This is a genomic window from Granulibacter bethesdensis CGDNIH1 (assembly GCF_000014285.2).
Taxonomy (GTDB): domain Bacteria; phylum Pseudomonadota; class Alphaproteobacteria; order Acetobacterales; family Acetobacteraceae; genus Granulibacter; species Granulibacter bethesdensis.
Window position 1 is genome coordinate 632,275 of record NC_008343.2, and the last position, 16,321, is coordinate 648,595.

General features: G+C 60.5%; 24 protein-coding genes and 1 pseudogene. All 25 read left to right on the plus strand.

The window, feature by feature from the left end:
• The first annotated feature begins 76 nt into the window (after positions 1-76).
• On the plus strand, positions 77-4,240 hold the full coding sequence (rpoC, locus tag GBCGDNIH1_RS15165) for a DNA-directed RNA polymerase subunit beta' (RefSeq protein ID WP_011631257.1): 4,164 nt from the start codon (positions 77-79) through the stop codon (positions 4,238-4,240).
• 459 nt (positions 4,241-4,699) lie between these two features.
• Entirely contained in the window at positions 4,700-5,071 is a 372-nt protein-coding gene (gene rpsL / locus GBCGDNIH1_RS15170) for a 30S ribosomal protein S12 (protein WP_011631258.1), read from the plus strand.
• 13 nt (positions 5,072-5,084) lie between these two features.
• Positions 5,085-5,561, plus strand: coding sequence for a 30S ribosomal protein S7 (gene rpsG / locus GBCGDNIH1_RS15175; protein WP_011631259.1), 477 nt, complete (start codon positions 5,085-5,087; stop codon positions 5,559-5,561).
• Between the two features lie 45 nt (positions 5,562-5,606).
• A complete protein-coding gene (gene tuf / locus GBCGDNIH1_RS15180; protein ID WP_011631260.1) occupies positions 5,607-6,797 on the plus strand; it encodes an elongation factor Tu in 1,191 nt (396 codons plus the stop codon).
• Between the two features lie 30 nt (positions 6,798-6,827).
• Positions 6,828-7,136 (plus strand): 30S ribosomal protein S10, encoded by a 309-nt coding sequence (gene rpsJ, locus GBCGDNIH1_RS15185; RefSeq protein WP_007282720.1) that lies wholly within the window; start codon positions 6,828-6,830, stop codon positions 7,134-7,136.
• Positions 7,137-7,145: 9 nt separating this feature from the next.
• Entirely contained in the window at positions 7,146-7,841 is a 696-nt protein-coding gene (gene rplC / locus GBCGDNIH1_RS15190; RefSeq protein WP_011631261.1) for a 50S ribosomal protein L3, read from the plus strand.
• 3 nt (positions 7,842-7,844) lie between these two features.
• Positions 7,845-8,492, plus strand: a complete 648-nt coding sequence (gene rplD / locus GBCGDNIH1_RS15195; protein WP_011631262.1) for a 50S ribosomal protein L4 — start codon at positions 7,845-7,847, stop codon at positions 8,490-8,492.
• Between the two features lie 47 nt (positions 8,493-8,539).
• Positions 8,540-8,836: a 50S ribosomal protein L23 gene (locus tag GBCGDNIH1_RS15200; RefSeq protein WP_080504533.1), complete on the plus strand. Its 297-nt coding sequence runs from the start codon at positions 8,540-8,542 to the stop codon at positions 8,834-8,836.
• A 10-nt stretch (positions 8,837-8,846) separates the two neighbouring features.
• On the plus strand, positions 8,847-9,677 hold the full coding sequence (gene rplB, locus GBCGDNIH1_RS15205) for a 50S ribosomal protein L2 (protein ID WP_011631264.1): 831 nt from the start codon (positions 8,847-8,849) through the stop codon (positions 9,675-9,677).
• Between the two features lies 1 nt (position 9,678).
• Entirely contained in the window at positions 9,679-9,957 is a 279-nt protein-coding gene (gene rpsS, locus GBCGDNIH1_RS15210) for a 30S ribosomal protein S19 (RefSeq protein ID WP_011631265.1), read from the plus strand.
• A gap of 1 nt (position 9,958) precedes the next feature.
• Positions 9,959-10,360, plus strand: a complete 402-nt coding sequence (rplV, locus tag GBCGDNIH1_RS15215; RefSeq protein WP_011631266.1) for a 50S ribosomal protein L22 — start codon at positions 9,959-9,961, stop codon at positions 10,358-10,360.
• A gap of 1 nt (position 10,361) precedes the next feature.
• Complete coding sequence (gene rpsC, locus GBCGDNIH1_RS15220) at positions 10,362-11,039, plus strand: 30S ribosomal protein S3 (RefSeq protein WP_011631267.1); 678 nt, start codon at positions 10,362-10,364, stop codon at positions 11,037-11,039.
• 12 nt (positions 11,040-11,051) lie between these two features.
• Positions 11,052-11,468, plus strand: a complete 417-nt coding sequence (gene rplP / locus GBCGDNIH1_RS15225) for a 50S ribosomal protein L16 (protein ID WP_011631268.1) — start codon at positions 11,052-11,054, stop codon at positions 11,466-11,468.
• Between the two features lie 7 nt (positions 11,469-11,475).
• A complete protein-coding gene (gene rpmC / locus GBCGDNIH1_RS15230) occupies positions 11,476-11,685 on the plus strand; it encodes a 50S ribosomal protein L29 (RefSeq protein ID WP_011631269.1) in 210 nt (69 codons plus the stop codon).
• Between the two features lie 13 nt (positions 11,686-11,698).
• Positions 11,699-11,950, plus strand: a pseudogene (gene rpsQ / locus GBCGDNIH1_RS15235) (30S ribosomal protein S17); the annotation flags it as partial.
• Between the two features lie 99 nt (positions 11,951-12,049).
• Positions 12,050-12,418 carry a 50S ribosomal protein L14 gene (rplN, locus tag GBCGDNIH1_RS15240; protein WP_011631271.1) on the plus strand — a complete coding sequence of 123 codons (369 nt, stop codon included), beginning with the start codon at positions 12,050-12,052 and terminating at the stop codon, positions 12,416-12,418.
• Positions 12,418-12,738, plus strand: a complete 321-nt coding sequence (gene rplX / locus GBCGDNIH1_RS15245) for a 50S ribosomal protein L24 (RefSeq protein WP_011631272.1) — start codon at positions 12,418-12,420, stop codon at positions 12,736-12,738. Before rplN ends, rplX begins: the two co-directional genes overlap by 1 nt.
• A gap of 44 nt (positions 12,739-12,782) precedes the next feature.
• Positions 12,783-13,313 carry a 50S ribosomal protein L5 gene (gene rplE, locus GBCGDNIH1_RS15250; RefSeq protein WP_408606541.1) on the plus strand — a complete coding sequence of 177 codons (531 nt, stop codon included), beginning with the start codon at positions 12,783-12,785 and terminating at the stop codon, positions 13,311-13,313.
• Between the two features lie 91 nt (positions 13,314-13,404).
• Positions 13,405-13,710: a 30S ribosomal protein S14 gene (gene rpsN, locus GBCGDNIH1_RS15255; RefSeq protein ID WP_025286096.1), complete on the plus strand. Its 306-nt coding sequence runs from the start codon at positions 13,405-13,407 to the stop codon at positions 13,708-13,710.
• 11 nt (positions 13,711-13,721) lie between these two features.
• On the plus strand, positions 13,722-14,120 hold the full coding sequence (gene rpsH / locus GBCGDNIH1_RS15260) for a 30S ribosomal protein S8 (RefSeq protein ID WP_011631275.1): 399 nt from the start codon (positions 13,722-13,724) through the stop codon (positions 14,118-14,120).
• A gap of 15 nt (positions 14,121-14,135) precedes the next feature.
• Positions 14,136-14,669, plus strand: coding sequence for a 50S ribosomal protein L6 (gene rplF / locus GBCGDNIH1_RS15265; RefSeq protein WP_011633138.1), 534 nt, complete (start codon positions 14,136-14,138; stop codon positions 14,667-14,669).
• 1 nt (position 14,670) lies between these two features.
• On the plus strand, positions 14,671-15,030 hold the full coding sequence (gene rplR / locus GBCGDNIH1_RS15270; RefSeq protein ID WP_011631277.1) for a 50S ribosomal protein L18: 360 nt from the start codon (positions 14,671-14,673) through the stop codon (positions 15,028-15,030).
• A gap of 11 nt (positions 15,031-15,041) precedes the next feature.
• A complete protein-coding gene (gene rpsE, locus GBCGDNIH1_RS15275; RefSeq protein ID WP_011631278.1) occupies positions 15,042-15,614 on the plus strand; it encodes a 30S ribosomal protein S5 in 573 nt (190 codons plus the stop codon).
• Entirely contained in the window at positions 15,607-15,798 is a 192-nt protein-coding gene (rpmD, locus tag GBCGDNIH1_RS15280) for a 50S ribosomal protein L30 (protein WP_011631279.1), read from the plus strand. The genes rpsE and rpmD overlap by 8 nt, the downstream gene beginning before the upstream one ends.
• Entirely contained in the window at positions 15,785-16,267 is a 483-nt protein-coding gene (rplO, locus tag GBCGDNIH1_RS15285; RefSeq protein ID WP_011631280.1) for a 50S ribosomal protein L15, read from the plus strand. The genes rpmD and rplO overlap by 14 nt, the downstream gene beginning before the upstream one ends.
• Positions 16,268-16,321 lie beyond the last annotated feature (54 nt).

Consider the following 16,321-nt stretch of genomic DNA (forward strand, 5'->3'; position numbering starts at 1 on the left):
TCCGGAGGGGCTTCCGCCTCTCCGGACCAGGATGCGGGGATTGATCCCTGTCTATCCTCTCTCATGAGGTGACCGTATGAACGAGCTGATGAAGATCCTGGGTCAGGGCGGCCAGTCGCTGAGCTTCGACCAGATCAAGATTCAGATGGCCAGCCCGGAGCAGATTCGCTCCTGGTCCTATGGCGAAATCAAGAAGCCGGAAACGATCAACTACCGCACCTTCAAGCCGGAGCGGGACGGTCTGTTCTGTGCACGTATTTTCGGTCCGATCAAGGACTATGAATGCCTGTGCGGCAAGTACAAGCGGATGAAGTTCCGCGGCATCGTGTGCGAGAAGTGCGGCGTTGAAGTGACGCTCGCCAAGGTGCGCCGCGAGCGTATGGGCCATATCGAGCTGGCCTCCCCGGTTGCCCATATCTGGTTCCTCAAAAGCCTGCCCAGCCGTATTGGCCTGATGGTCGATCTGACTCTGAAAGAGCTGGAAAAAATCCTGTATTTCGAGAACTACGTTGTTCTCGAACCCGGTTTGACCGATCTGAAGCTGCATCAGCTTCTGACCGAAGAGCAGTTGCTGAACAAACAGGATGAGTTCGGCGACGATGCGTTCCGCGCCGGGATCGGGGCGGAGGCGATCAAGTCGGTTCTGGAAGGGATCGATATCGACGAGGACAAGGTCCGCCTGCGCGCCGAGCTGAAAGAGACGACCTCCGAAACCAAGCGCAAGAAGCTGGTCAAGCGCCTCAAGCTGATCGAGGCGTTTGCGGAAAGCGGTGCCAAGCCGGAATGGATGATTCTGGATGTAGTGCCGGTTATTCCGCCGGAGCTGCGTCCGCTGGTGCCACTGGATGGAGGCCGTTTCGCGACCTCTGACCTGAACGATCTGTATCGCCGTGTCATCAACCGTAATAACCGCCTGAAGCGCCTGATCGAGCTGCGCGCGCCGGACATTATCGTCCGCAATGAAAAGCGCATGTTGCAGGAAAGCGTGGATGCGCTGTTCGATAACGGTCGCCGTGGTCGCGCCATTACCGGTGCCAACAAGCGTCCGCTGAAGTCGCTGTCCGATATGCTGAAGGGCAAGCAGGGCCGGTTCCGTCAGAACCTGCTCGGCAAGCGCGTCGACTATTCCGGTCGTTCGGTGATCGTCGTGGGGCCGGAGATGAAGCTCCATCAGTGCGGCCTGCCGAAGAAGATGGCTCTGGAACTGTTCAAGCCGTTCATCTACTCGAAGCTGGAAAAATACGGTCACGCCACCACCATCAAGGCTGCCAAGCGCATGGTGGAAAAAGAGCGTCCGGAAGTGTGGGATATCCTCGAAGAGGTGATCCGCGAGCATCCGGTCATGTTGAACCGTGCGCCGACCCTGCATCGTCTTGGTATTCAAGCGTTCGAGCCGGTGCTGATCGAAGGCAAGGCGATCCAGCTGCACCCTCTGGTGACCACCGCGTTCAATGCCGACTTCGACGGTGACCAGATGGCTGTGCACGTGCCGCTGAGCCTTGAGGCTCAGCTGGAAGCGCGCGTGCTGATGATGTCCACCAACAACATCCTCAGCCCCGCCAACGGCAAGCCGATCATCGTGCCGAGTCAGGATATCGTGCTGGGTCTGTACTATCTGTCGCTGGAAACGCCGGAGTTCCGCAATACGCCGGATGACAAGGCGCAGGCTTTCGGCACGCTGGGCGAGATCGAGGCGGCGCTGCATGCCAGAACCGTGACCCTGCACACCAAGATCCGTGCGCGTCTGCATACAGTAGACGATCAGGGCAGCCCGATCCGCGTGCGCGTGGTGACCACTCCGGGCCGCATGTTGATCGCCCAGATTCTGCCGCGCCATCCCAACGTGCCTTTCGCGCTGATCAACAAGCAGTTGACCAAGAAGAACGTCTCCGACGTGATCGACGCGGTCTATCGCCATTGCGGCCAGAAAGAGTGCGTGATCTTCGCCGATCGTCTGATGGGACTCGGTTTCGGCCAGGCCGCGAAGGCCGGCATTTCCTTCGGCAAGGATGATCTGATCATCCCGGCGGAAAAGCAGGAGATGATCGAAAAGACCGCCGGAGAGGTGAAGGAATTCGAACAGCAGTATCAGGATGGTCTGATTACCGCTGGCGAACGCTATAACAAGGTGGTCGATGCCTGGTCGCGCTGCACCGATGAGGTGGCGGGCGCGATGATGAAAGAGATTTCCAAGCAGGAACTCGGTCGTCCCATCAATTCCGTGTGGATGATGAGCCATTCCGGTGCGCGTGGGTCTCCGGCCCAGATGCGTCAGCTTGCCGGTATGCGTGGCCTGATGGCGAAGCCGTCCGGTGAAATCATCGAGCAGCCGATTATCGCGAACTTCAAGGAAGGCCTGTCGGTTCTGGAGTATTTCAACTCCACCCACGGTGCCCGTAAGGGGTTGGCCGATACGGCGCTGAAGACCGCGAACTCCGGCTATCTGACCCGCCGTCTGGTGGACGTGGCGCAGGACTGCATCATCGTCGAGAACGATTGCGGCACTGAACGCGGCCTGACCGTGCGTGCGGTGATGGATGGCGGTGAGGTGGTCTCCAGCCTGTCCGAGCGTATTCTCGGTCGCACCCTCAGCGAGGATGTGCTCGATCCGACCACCAACAAGATCCTGTATCCGCGCAATACGCTGATCGAGGAAGAACACGCCGAGAAGATCGAGAAGGCCGGGATCGAGGTGGTGAAAATCCGCTCGGTTCTGACCTGCGAGAGTACGGTCGGCGTCTGTGGTCACTGCTATGGCCGCGATCTGGCCCGTGGCACGCCGGTGAATATCGGTGAGGCGGTCGGCGTGATTGCCGCCCAGTCCATCGGTGAACCTGGTACGCAGCTGACGATGCGCACCTTCCATATCGGTGGCGCCGCGCAGCGTGGTGCCGAGCAGTCCAGCGTCGAAGCCAGCCATGATGGCATCGTGACGGTGAAGAACCGGAACGTGGTGCTGAACAGCCAGAACGTCGCCATCGTGATGTCGCGTAACTGCGAAATCGTGCTGGCGGATGAAAAAGGCCGTGAACGGGCGCGTTACCGTGTGCCGTATGGTGCCCGTCTGCTGACGGATGAAGGCGCCCAGGTGACCCGTGCCCAGAAGCTGGCGGAATGGGATCCCTACACTCTGCCGATCATTACGGAGCGTGCTGGTAAGGTCGAATATCTGGACCTGCTGGATGGCGTGACGCTGGTTGAGCGGATGGACGAAGTAACCGGCCTGACTTCCAAGGTGGTGGTGGACTACAAGCAGAACGCGCGTGGTGTTGATCTGCGTCCGCGACTCCAGTTGAAGGACGAGAGCGGCGATGTCGTGCGTCTCTCCAACAATACGGATGCTCGTTACTTCCTCTCTCCTGACTCGATTCTGTCGGTGGAGAACGGTGCCGAGGTGAATGCCGGCGATGTGCTGGCCCGTATTCCGCGTGAAGGCAGCAAGACCCGCGACATTACGGGTGGTCTGCCGCGCGTGGCGGAGCTGTTCGAAGCCCGTCGTCCCAAGGATCACGCGGTCATCGCCGAGACCGATGGTCGGGTTGAATTCGGCAAGGATTACAAGGCCAAGCGCCGTATCATCGTGAAGAACGACGAAACCGGCGAGGAAACCGAGTATCTGATCCCGAAGGGCAAGCACGTCTCGGTGCAGGAGGGCGACTTCGTGCGTCTTGGCGATCCGCTGGTGGACGGTCCGCGCGTGCCCCATGATATCCTGAAGGTGCTGGGTGTCGAGGCGCTGTCGGATTATCTGGTGAACGAAATCCAGGACGTCTATCGACTCCAGGGTGTGAAGATCAACGACAAGCACATTGAGGTGATCGTTCGCCAGATGCTGCAGAAGGTCGAAATTCTCGATCCGGGCGATACGATGTATCTGATCGGCGAGCAGGTGGACCGGCTGGAGTTCGAGGCAGAGAATCGCAAGCGTGAGCGTGAGGGCGAGCGTCCTGCGGTGGCCATGCCGGTTCTTCAGGGAATCACCAAAGCGTCCTTGCAGACGCAGAGCTTCATCAGCGCAGCCTCCTTCCAGGAGACCACACGCGTGCTGACCGAGGCTGCGACGGCAGGCAAGGTCGATACCCTGAATGGTCTGAAGGAAAACGTGATTGTCGGGCGTCTGATCCCGGCCGGCACGGGGTCCGTAATGAACCGTCTGCGCCGGATTGCCTCCGGTCAGGACGAGGCCAAGGGAGTCGGGCAGGAAACGCCCCGACTCTCTGGTCAGGAAGCGGCTGAATAAGGCTGTTTCTGTTGAGGAATGGGAACGCTGGCCTTGAAAAGGGCCGGCGTTTCTTTTTGGCTGGTGAAAACCGGCGTCTGACAGGCTGCCGACTCCACCGGAATCACTGTCGAGTCTTTCGATGGGGTCGGTTATGGGAGGCAGCTACGCGGGGAATGCAGCACTCATTTGCTGGAATCTGGCCCTGCATGTCGCTGTGACGCTTGACTTGAGGGCGTACCCCACGTAGGTTCCGCGCCCTCGGCCGACCCCCACCGACAGGGCAGGGAAGGCCTCGTTTTCGCTAGCCACGTCTTTGGTGCCGCCGATGATAGCCGGGTTACTGGCTTAGGCTTAGGCCAATGACACGGTTATACCCTGCAGGCCGAATCTGATTCGGCCCGTCGCGGGGTTATGGCGTTGACGGTGGCTCGCCCATCCGGGTGAGGTGGATAGACAGAGAGTTCGGAAAGAGGCCCGATGCCGACCATTAACCAGCTGATCGCCAAGGGGCGTGAGCCCAACAAGGCGCGCAACAAGGTCCCGGCGCTGCAGGGGTGCCCGCAGAAGCGTGGCGTTTGCACCCGCGTGTACACAACCACTCCGAAGAAGCCGAACTCGGCTCTTCGTAAGGTGGCCAAGGTGCGCCTGACGAACGGCTATGAGGTGGTGAGCTACATCCCAGGTGAGGGCCACAACCTGCAAGAACATAGCGTCGTTCTGATCCGTGGCGGACGCGTGAAGGATCTTCCTGGCGTGCGTTATCACATTCTGCGCGGCGTGCTCGACACGCAGGGTATTGCGAAGCGGCGTCAGCGCCGTTCGCTCTACGGCGCGAAGCGTCCGAAGTAAGGAGAGGGCTGATATGAGCCGCCGCCGCCGCGCCGTTAAGCGCGAGATCCTGCCGGACCCCAAGTTCGGCGATATCGTCATCACACGTTTCATGAACGCGCTGATGTATGATGGTAAGAAATCCGTTGCCGAGGGCATTGTTTATGGTGCACTCGACGTGTTGAAAAAGCGTGGTGGAAATCAGGCCGATCCGGTCCGTATGTTCCATGAAGCGCTGGACAACGTGAAACCGGCCGTGGAAGTCCGGTCTCGCCGCGTAGGCGGTGCGACCTATCAGGTGCCGGTGGAAGTGCGCGCGGACCGTCGGCAGGCGCTGGCGATCCGCTGGATCATCGATGCCTCCCGCAAGCGCGGCGAGCACACGATGGAAGAGCGGCTTTCAAACGAGTTGCTTGACGCCGTTCATAACCGCGGTTCCGCGGTGAAGAAGCGCGAAGATACCCACCGGATGGCAGAGGCCAACAAGGCCTTCAGCCATTACCGTTGGTAATATTCAGTAGAAACACCGGACCGAAAAGCGGGCACGGAGAAGACCATGGCCAAGGCGAAATTTGAGCGGAACAAACCGCACTGCAACATCGGCACGATCGGACATGTTGATCATGGCAAGACGTCGCTGACAGCAGCTATCACGAAGGTGCTTGCCGAAACCGGCGGCGCAACTTTCACCGCGTATGACCAGATCGACAAGGCGCCGGAAGAACGCGCCCGTGGTATCACGATTTCCACGGCGCACGTGGAATATGAAACCGGCAACCGTCACTACGCGCACGTGGATTGCCCCGGTCACGCCGACTATGTGAAGAACATGATCACCGGCGCGGCCCAGATGGATGGCGGCATTCTCGTCGTCTCCGCTGCTGACGGTCCGATGCCGCAGACCCGTGAGCACATTCTGCTCGCCCGTCAGGTTGGCGTTCCGGCCCTGGTCGTGTTCCTGAACAAGGTCGATATGGTCGACGATCCGGAGCTGCTGGATCTGGTCGAAATGGAAGTGCGCGAGCTGCTTTCTTCCTACCAGTTCCCGGGCGACGATATTCCGATCATCAAGGGTTCCGCTCTGTGCGCCCTTGAAGACAAGAACCCGGAAATCGGCCGTGATGCGATCCTGAAGCTGATGGAAGCGGTGGATGCCTACATCCCGCAGCCGGAGCGTCCGCTGGACCGTCCGTTCCTGATGCCGATCGAAGACGTGTTCTCGATCTCCGGCCGTGGCACCGTGGTGACCGGTCGTATCGAGCGCGGTGAAGTCAAGGTTGGTGACGAAGTCGAAATCGTCGGCCTGAAGGCGACCTCCAAGACGACCGTGACCGGCGTTGAAATGTTCCGCAAGCTGCTCGATCGCGGTGAAGCTGGCGACAACATCGGTGCGCTGCTGCGTGGCACCAAGCGTGAAGACGTCGAGCGTGGTCAGGTTCTGGCCAAGCCGGGCTCCATCACCCCGCATACGAAGTTCGCCGCTGAGGCGTACATCCTCACGAAAGAAGAGGGTGGCCGTCATACGCCGTTCTTCACCAATTACCGTCCGCAGTTCTACTTCCGCACGACCGACGTCACTGGCGTTGTGAGCCTGCCGGAAGGCACGGAAATGGTGATGCCGGGCGACAACGTGTCCATGCAGGTTGAGCTGATTGCGCCGATCGCGATGGATGAAGGTCTGCGTTTTGCTATTCGTGAAGGCGGCCGCACCGTTGGTGCAGGCGTCGTCGCGAAGATTTCGCAGTAATCAACGGCCCCGAATTCGGACTTAGTACAAATGGATAACCAGAACATCCGCATTCGCCTCAAGGCGTACGATCATCGAGTGCTCGATAACAGCACGAAGGAGATCGTGAATACGGCGAAGCGTACGGGTGCGCGGGTTCGGGGCCCTATCCCGCTGCCGACGCATATCGAACGGTTCACAGTGAACCGTTCTCCGCACGTGGATAAGAAAAGCCGCGAGCAGTTCGAAATCCGGACGCATCGCCGGCTCCTCGATATCGTCGAGCCGACACCCCAGACCGTGGACGCGCTGATGAAGCTCGACCTGGCTGCCGGTGTCGACGTCGAGATTAAGCTGTAAGAGCCAGCCATGCGCACAGGATTAATTGCACGTAAGCTGGGTATGACCCGGCTGTTCAAGGAAGACGGGACTCATGTTCCCGTCACCGTTCTGCATCTGGACCAGGTCCAGGTCGTGGACACCCGCACCAAGGAGCGGGATGGTTACACGGCGGTGCAGCTCGGGTTCGGTCAGGCAAAGCCGAAGCATGTGTCGAAGGCCAATAAAGGTCATTTCGCCCGTGTTAAGGTGGAACCGAAGAAGAAGCTCGTGGAATTCCGGGTGGCGGAAGACGCCATTCTGGAGCCCGGTGCGACTTTGTCGGCCGAGCACTTTCTGGTTGGCCAGAAGGTCGACGTGACCGGTACGTCCAAGGGTAAGGGCTTTGCCGGTGCGATGAAGCGTTGGAATTTCGCCGGTCTGGAAGCCAGCCACGGCGTGTCCATCAGCCATCGTAGCCACGGTTCGACCGGTAATCGCCAGGATCCGGGTAAGACTTTTAAAAACAAGAAAATGGCTGGCCATCTCGGTGACGAGCGGGTGACCACTCAGAATGTGGAAGTCGCGCATGTCGATGCGGCGCGCGGACTGCTCATGATCCGTGGCTCCATTCCCGGTGCCAAAGGTGGTTATGTGCTGGTGCGTGACGCCGTGAAGCGCAAGCGTCCGGAAGGCGTTGCCTATCCGGCGGCGCTGCAGGCAGACGCCGCGGCGAGCGAGGGCTAAGACATGCAGATCGAGATCAAGACCCTCGATAACGGCAGTGCCGGTACGGCCGAGCTGCCGGACGAGATTTTTGCGGCCACCCCGCGTGCCGATATTATGGCGCGCGTGGTTCACTGGCAGCTCGCCTGCCGCCGTGCCGGCACCCACAAGGTGAAGGGCATGGGCGAGGTAAGCGGCACGACCAAGAAGCCGTATCGCCAGAAAGGCACAGGTAACGCTCGTCAGGGCAGCCTGCGCGCTCCGCAGTTTCGCACCGGTGGTGCCGTTCATGGTCCGGTCGTTCGCGACCATGGCTATGATCTGCCGAAGAAGGTGCGTCGTCTCGGCCTGATTTCCGCTCTGTCCCAGAAGCAGGCGGAAGGCAAGCTCGTCGTCATCGACACGGCCGCTGGTATGGAAAAGACGCGCGACCTTGCTGCGAAGCTGCGCGCCCTTGGCTGGCGCTCCGCGTTGATCGTCGATGGTGCCAGCGTTGACGAGGGCTTTGCCCGCGCAAGCCGCTCGCTGCTTGCGGTTGACGTTCTGCCGACCATCGGTGCCAACGTATATGACATTCTGAACCACGACGTGCTGGCGATTACGGTTGCCGGTGTCGAGGCTCTCAAGGCCCGCCTCGGTTTCGGTGCGGCTGAAGAAAGGAGCGCGGCATGAGCTCTCCGCAGAAAACATCGCTCGCTGCGCGTCGTCGCGCTGAGCGTATGTCCCGCGAGGCGATGTATGAAGTCATCCGTAGCCCGCTGATCACCGAAAAGGCGACGCTGCTCAGCGAGCGCAGCCAGGTTGTGTTCCGCGTGGCGATCGATGCGACCAAGCCGGAGATCAAGGCCGCTGTTGAAGGCCTGTTCGGGGTGAAGGTGATTGGCGTCAATACCTTGGTGAACAAGGGCAAGACGAAACGTTTTCGCGGCCGCCCCGGCCAGCGGAGCGATGTGAAGAAGGCGTATGTCCAGCTGGTCGCCGGTCAGGCTATCGACCTGACCGCCAAGCTGGCCTGAGGCACGGACCATGGCACTGAAGCATTTCAATCCCGTGACTGCGTCTTTGCGCGGCACGGTTCTGGTAGATCGCAGCGAATTGTGGAAGGGCAAGCCGGTCAAGACTTTGACCGAAGGCAAGCACTCCACGGGCGGTCGTAATAACCATGGCCGGATTACCAGCCGGTTCCGTGGCGGCGGACATAAGCAGACCTATCGTTATGTGGACTTCAAGCGCCGTAAGGCCGATGTTCCCGCGACGGTTGAGCGTCTGGAATATGATCCGAACCGCACCGCTTTCATCGCTCTGATCAAGTATCAGGACGGCGAGTTGTCCTACATCCTTGCACCTCAGCGTTTGAAGGCTGGCGATGTCGTGGTCAGCGGCGCGCGGGCTGATATCAAGCCGGGCAATGCGATGCCGCTGGGAGCAATCCCGGTCGGAACGATTATCCACAATATCGAGATGAAGCCGGGTGCGGGTGGCAAGATTGCACGCTCCGCTGGCACCTATGCGCAGCTGGTCGGCAAGGATGCCGGTTATGCGCAGATCAAGCTGATGTCCGGCGAACTGCGCGTCGTCCGCGCGGAATGCTATGCGACGGTTGGCGCGGTGTCGAACCCGGATAACTCGAACATTCATATCGGCAAGGCAGGCCGCAGCCGCTGGCTGGGTCGCCGTCCGCATAACCGCGGCGTCGTGATGAACCCTGTCGACCATCCGCATGGTGGTGGTGAAGGCCGTACTTCGGGTGGCCGTCATCCGGTTACCCCGTGGGGCAAGCCGACCAAGGGCTACAAGACGCGTACCAACAAGCGCACGGATAGCCTGATTATCCGCCGTCGGAACAAGGGCAAGTAAGATGGCACGCTCTGTCTGGAAAGGTCCGTTTGTCGACGGATACCTCCTGAACAAGGCCGACGCGGCGCGCGCGTCGGGCCGCAACGAGATCATCAAGATCTGGTCGCGTCGCTCGACGATTCTGCCGCAGTTCGTTGGCCTGACTTTCGGTGTTTACAACGGTCACAAATTCCTGCCGGTGCAGGTGACGGAGAACATGGTCGGACACAAGTTCGGCGAATTCTCCCCCACCCGTACCTTCCCGGGTCATGCGGCCGATAAGAAGGCGAAGCGGGGTTAAGATGAGCAAGCCGAAAACCCCTCGTTCCATCGCTGAGAACGAAGCACAAGCGATCGTCAGCAATTTGCGTGTCAGCCCACGCAAGCTCAATCTGGTCGCTCAGCTGATCCGGAACCGCAAGGCATCTGATGCTGTCGCGACTCTGACTTTCAGCAAGCGCCGCATCGCCCAAGCGGTGAAGAAGGCGCTTGAGAGCGCCATCGCCAATGCCGAGAACAATCATCAGCTCGATGTCGATCGCCTGGTCGTCTCGCGCGCTGAAGTGGGTCGCTCCATCGTGATGCGCCGCTTCCATGCGCGTGGCCGTGGCCGTGCGGCGCGGGTCGAGAAGTGGTTCAGCCACCTCAAGATCGTCGTTGCCGAACGGTCCCAGGAAACCGAGACGAAAGCGGAGGCCGCGTAATATGGGTCACAAAGTAAACCCCATCGGATTGCGGCTGGGCATCAACCGCACCTGGGATAGCCGTTGGTATGCCGGTGGGGATTATTCCCGTCTGCTGCATGACGATCTGAAGCTGCGTGGCCATTTGCGCAAGAAGCTCTCCGGCGCTGGCGTGTCCCGCGTTGTGATCGAGCGTCCGGCGAAGAAGCCCCGCGTGACAATCTATGCCGCCCGTCCGGGTGTGGTGATCGGCAAGAAGGGCCAGGACATCGAGGCGCTGCGCAAGGGTCTGACCGGCATGGCCGGGACCGATGTGGCCCTGAACATTGTTGAAATCCGCAAGCCGGAAATCGATGCGACTCTGGTGGCCGAGAACATCGCCCAGCAGCTGGAACGTCGCGTTGCATTCCGTCGTGCGATGAAGCGCGCTGTGCAGTCTGCCATGCGTCTGGGCGCCCAGGGCATCCGGATCAATTGCAGCGGCCGCCTCGGCGGTGCTGAAATTGCGCGTATCGAGTGGTATCGTGAAGGCCGCGTGCCTCTGCACACGCTTCGCGCAGACATTGATTATGGTGTTGCTACCGCCAAGACGACCTATGGCACATGCGGCGTCAAGGTTTGGATCTTCAAAGGTGAGATCCTGGCCCAGGACCCGATGGCGCAGGATCGTCGCGCGGCCGAGCAGGCCCCGCAGCGGTAAGGAATCACGAATATGCTGTCCCCGAAGCGCACAAAATACCGCAAGGCGCATAAAGGCCGGATCCACGGCAACGCCAAAGGCGGAACAACGCTGAATTTCGGAACATTTGGCTTGAAAGCGCTCGAACCTGAGCGTATTACAGCCCGCCAAATCGAAGCCGCCCGTCGTGCGATTACCCGTGCGATGAAGCGTGCCGGGCGCGTGTGGATCCGCATCTTCCCTGACCTGCCGGTCAGCACGAAGCCTGCGGAAGTCCGCATGGGTTCCGGTAAGGGTAGCCCCGAATACTGGGTGGCCCGGGTTCATCCCGGCCGTGTTATGTTTGAAATCGACGGCGTTGCGCCGGAGCTGGCCCGTGAGGCGCTGGCACTGGGTGCAGCGAAGTTGCCGATCAAGACGAAGTTTATCGTCCGCTCGGTTGACGCGTGAGGGTGTGATGACGAAGCCAGCCGATATCCGTGTGAAAAGCGCGGACGAACTGGGTGCGCTGCTGATCGATCTGCGGAAGGAGCAGTTTAATCTGCGCTTTCAGCAGGCGACGGGTCAGCTTGAAAAGACGGGCCGCGCTGTGCAGGTCCGTCGTGACATCGCACGCGTGAAGACGATTCTGGCGGAGCGTCAGCGCGCTGCCGCTCCCAAGGCCTGAAAGGAGTAGGGCAATGCCCAGGCGGGTCCTGACCGGGCGGGTGACCAGCGACAAGATGGACAAGACCGTTACGGTTCTTGTTGATCGGCGCATTATTCATCCGCTGTACAAGAAGTTTATTCGTAAATCCAAGAAGTATGCCGCGCATGACGAGGCGAATGAGTGCCGTGAAGGCGATATCGTTCGTATCGTTGAGTGCCCGCCGATCAGCAAGCGCAAGACCTGGGAAGTGGTCTGGCGTAATGGGCATGTGCTGAGCACCGCCCATAAGGAAGCCATTGACGCTGCCGCGACCCAGATCGCGCATGCTGAGGCCTCCGGTGAGGCAGCCGCTGCGGCGGCCGAGCATCAGGGAGCCTGATCGATGATTCATCCCGAGACCAACCTGGAAGTCGCCGATAACAGCGGCGCGCGCCGGGTGCAGTGCATCAAGGTGCTGGGCGGTTCCAAGCGGAAGACCGCCTCGGTCGGCGATGTTATCGTCGTCTCCGTCAAGGAAGCCATTCCCCGTGGCAAGGTGAAGAAGGGCGACGTTCATCAGGCGGTGATCGTTCGTACCAGCTTTCCCGTGCGCCGCGCTGATGGCAGCGCGATCCGTTTCGACCGGAACGCGGCCGTGCTGATCAACAAGCAGCAGGAGCCGATCGGCACCCGTATCTTTGGGCCGGTTGTGCGCGAGCTGCGCGGTCGTAAGTTCATGAAGATCATCTCGCTCGCGCCTGAGGTGCTATAATGGCTGCGAAAATTCGCAAGGGCGACCAGGTGGTCGTCATCTCTGGCGAGGACAAGGGCAAGCGCGGCGAAGTGCTGCGCGTCATTCCTCGCGAGAATCGGGCCGTTGTGCGTGGTGTTGCGGTTGCCAAGCGGCATCTGAAGCCGCGCGGTATGGGGCAGCCCGGTGGTATTCAGGAACAGGAAGCGCCGGTGGCGATTTCCAACCTGATGCTGGTCGACCCGAAGAGCGACAAACCCACCCGCGTGGGTTTCCGCATTCTGGATAATGGTAACAAGGTTCGTGTGGCGAAAGTCACCGGCCAGGTCATCGAGAGCTGAGGGAGGGAGCGGTGAGCGAAAACCAGTCCAAGCCGCTGCCGCGGATGCAGCAGCGCTACAATGATGTAGTGCGTGAGGCTCTGCTGAAAGAGTTCGGCTATAACAACCGGATGCGGGTGCCCCGGCTTCAGAAGATCGTCATCAATATGGGTGTCGGTGAAGCCGCGGCAGATCAGAAGAAGCTTGATTCCGCTGTTGCTGATCTGACCCTTATTGCTGGTCAGAAGCCGGTCAAGACGGTGGCGAAGAAGGCGATTGCCGGCTTCAAGATCCGTAAAGGCCTGCCGATCGGTGCGAAGGTCACACTGCGTAAGGCGCGTATGTACGAGTTCCTTGATCGTCTTGTGACGATTGCTCTGCCGCGTGTCCGCGACTTCCGCGGAATCACGGGTAAGGGCTTCGACGGGCGTGGGAACTTCGCCATGGGCCTGAAGGAACAGATCGTGTTTCCGGAAATCGTCTACGACAAGGTAGACGCGGTGCGTGGTATGGACATCGTCTTCGTGACGACCGCCGAGACTGATGCGGAAGCCAAAGCACTGCTGAAGGCGTTCGATCTGCCGTTCGCGGCGTGAGCGGCTGGCACTCTGCGGGGTGCCGGTCATCTAAAAGTTTGTTGGAAAACCGTCGGGGAAGCCCGACAGGTTCCGGAGGGTGAAACAAGGCATGGCCAAGACGTCTGCGGTCAACCGGAATAAAATGCGGGAGCGTATGGCTTCCCGCGACAAGGCGAAGCGTGCTGCGCTGAAAGCGATCGTCATGGATCGCTCGCTGCCGGTGGAAGATCGGTTCGAGGCAACTCTGCGGCTGGCTCAGCTGCCGCGCAATGGCGCCGCTAATCGCGTGCGTTTGCGCTGCGAGCTGACGGGCCGTCCCCGTGCGAACTATCGCAAGTTCAAGCTGTGCCGCGTGGCGCTGCGTGACCTGGCCAGCTCCGGGCAGATCCCCGGCCTGGTCAAGGCGAGCTGGTAAGGAGCCGGATCATGCAGCTTTCTGATCCGTTGGGCGATCTGCTCACACGTATCCGCAACGCGCAGCGTAGCCGTCACGCCACCTGCGTGTCCCCCGCTTCCAAGCTTCGTGCCAATGTGCTCGAAGCCCTGAAGCGTGAGGGTTACATCCGTGGTTATACCTCGGAAGAACTTCGCCCGGGTATTTCCCAGCTCCGCGTTGAGCTGAAATACAATGATGGCGAACCGGTGATCAAGGAGATCACGCGCGTGTCCAAGCCTGGCCGCCGTGTGTATTCCAAGATCAAGGAATTGCCGCGCGTCTATGCAGGGCTGGGTGTTTCCATCCTGTCCACACCGCGTGGTGTGTTGAGCGACAATGAGGCCCGCGCTGCCAATGTTGGCGGCGAAGTCCTCTGCCGCGTGTTCTAAGGGGGAGGGCGAGACATGTCACGCGTTGGCAAATATCCCGTCGAGATCCCGCAGGGCGTGCAGGTGGCAATCGCCAACAACGTTCTGACGGCGAAGGGCAAGCTGGGGGAACTCTCCCTGCCTCTGACCGATCTGGTGGATACCACCGTCGAAGGCAATCAGGTGAAAGTCGCCCCCCGGGGTAATGATCGCCGTGCCCGTATGATGTGGGGCACCACCCGTGCGCTGGTCGCGAATATGGTGAAGGGGGTTTCCACGGGCTATGTCCGTTCCCTGGAAATCAACGGCACCGGTTATCGCGCCGCCGTTCAGGGCAATGCACTGGTTCTGAATCTGGGTTACTCGCACGACATCACTTATCCGGTTCCGGCCGGTATCAAGATCACCACGCCGCGTCCAACGGCCGTGACGATCGAGGGTGTCGACAAGCGTCTGGTTGGACAGGTCGCTTCTGAGCTTCGTCAGCTGCGTCTGCCTGAGCCGTATAAGGGCAAGGGCGTCCGCTACGACAATGAAGAGATCCGTCGCAAGGAAGGTAAGAAGAAGTAAGATGCCGAGCATCGATCTTCAGGAGCGTCGGAAACAGCGTTTGCGTTTCCAGCTCCGCGCCAAGGCCAATGGCCGCCCGCGCTTGTCCGTGTTCCGTTCTGGCCGGCATATTTATGCTCAGGTGATCGACGATGCTGCCGGCCGTACGCTGGCCGCTGCGTCTTCCCTGGAGAAGCCGCTGCGTGAGCAGCTGCGCACCGGTGCCGACCGTGAGGCCGCGTCCGCCGTTGGCAAGCTGATCGCCGAGCGTGCCCAGGCCGCCGGGGTGTCTGCCGTGGTCTTCGACCGTGGCTCCTATCTGTATCACGGTCGCGTCAAGGCGCTGGCCGAAGCCGCCCGCGAAGGCGGGCTGGCCTTCTAAGGGGACCAACTATGGCACGTGAACCCAGGGAAGGTCGTGGCGGTCGCGAGCGCGAGGCCGACGATATCATTGATAAACTGGTGACGATCAACCGCGTCGCCAAAGTGGTGAAGGGCGGCCGTCGTTTCGCTTTCGCCGCTCTGGTTGTCGTGGGTGACCAGAAAGGCCGGGTCGGTTATGGGGCGGGCAAGGCACGTGAAGTGCCGGAAGCCATCCGTAAGGCGACCGAGCGCGCGAAGCGCAGCATGATCCGCGTTCCGATGAAGGAAGGCCGCACGCTGCATCATGACGTGTATGGTCATTTTGGCGCGGGTAAGGTGGTGCTTCGCAGCGCCACAGCCGGTACCGGCATCATCGCAGGCGGCCCGATGCGTGCCGTCTTCGAAAGCCTCGGCATCGGCGACGTCGTGGCCAAGAGCCTCGGCAGCCGTAACCCGCATAACATGGTAAAGGCGACGTTTGCCGCCCTGGAACGCTGCTCGAGCCCGCGCTCTGTTGCGTCCCGTCGTGGCAAGAAAGTCTCCGATATCCTCGGTCGCCGTGAACCGGTCGCCGGGCAGGAAGGGGAAGAGGCTCATGCCTAAGCTCCGCGTTACGCAGATCGCCTCCGTGGCCGGGCGCAAGCCGGGCCAGAAGGAGACATTGATCGGTCTCGGCCTGAACAAGATCGGGCGCACCCGCGTTCTGGAGGATACTCCCTCCATCCGTGGTATGACCCGCAAGGTGGCCCACCTTATCCAGGTGGAGGAAACCAATGAAGCTGAATGAACTGCGCGATAACCATGGCGCACGTCCGAAATCCAAGCGTCTTGGCCGTGGTATCGGCTCCGGTAAGGGTAAAACCTCCGGTAAAGGCGTGAAGGGTCAGAAGGCACGTGAAGGCGTTTCGCTGAACGGGTTCGAGGGCGGTCAGCTCCCGATCTATCGTCGTTTGCCGAAGCGTGGCTTCGTCAACATCTTCCGCAAGGAATATGCGCCGCTGAATATCGGCACCCTGAATGATGCGATCGAAGCCGGTCGCGTCGATGCCAGCCAGGAAATCACCGAGGACGCCCTGCGCGCCGCCGGTCTGGTTCGTGGTGGCAAGGTTGCGGGTGTTCGTCTGCTGGCCCGTGGTGAGATCACCCGTGCGGTGAAGATCACTGTGGCCGGTGCCTCTGCTGCGGCGCGCGCCGCGGTGGAGCAGGCAGGCGGCAGCATCACCACAACCGTGGTGGCGGAAGCTGCGGAAGCCTGATCAGGATCGGTCTCCTCTTTTTCCCCCAGCCAACGGGAATGGTAAAAGAGGAGA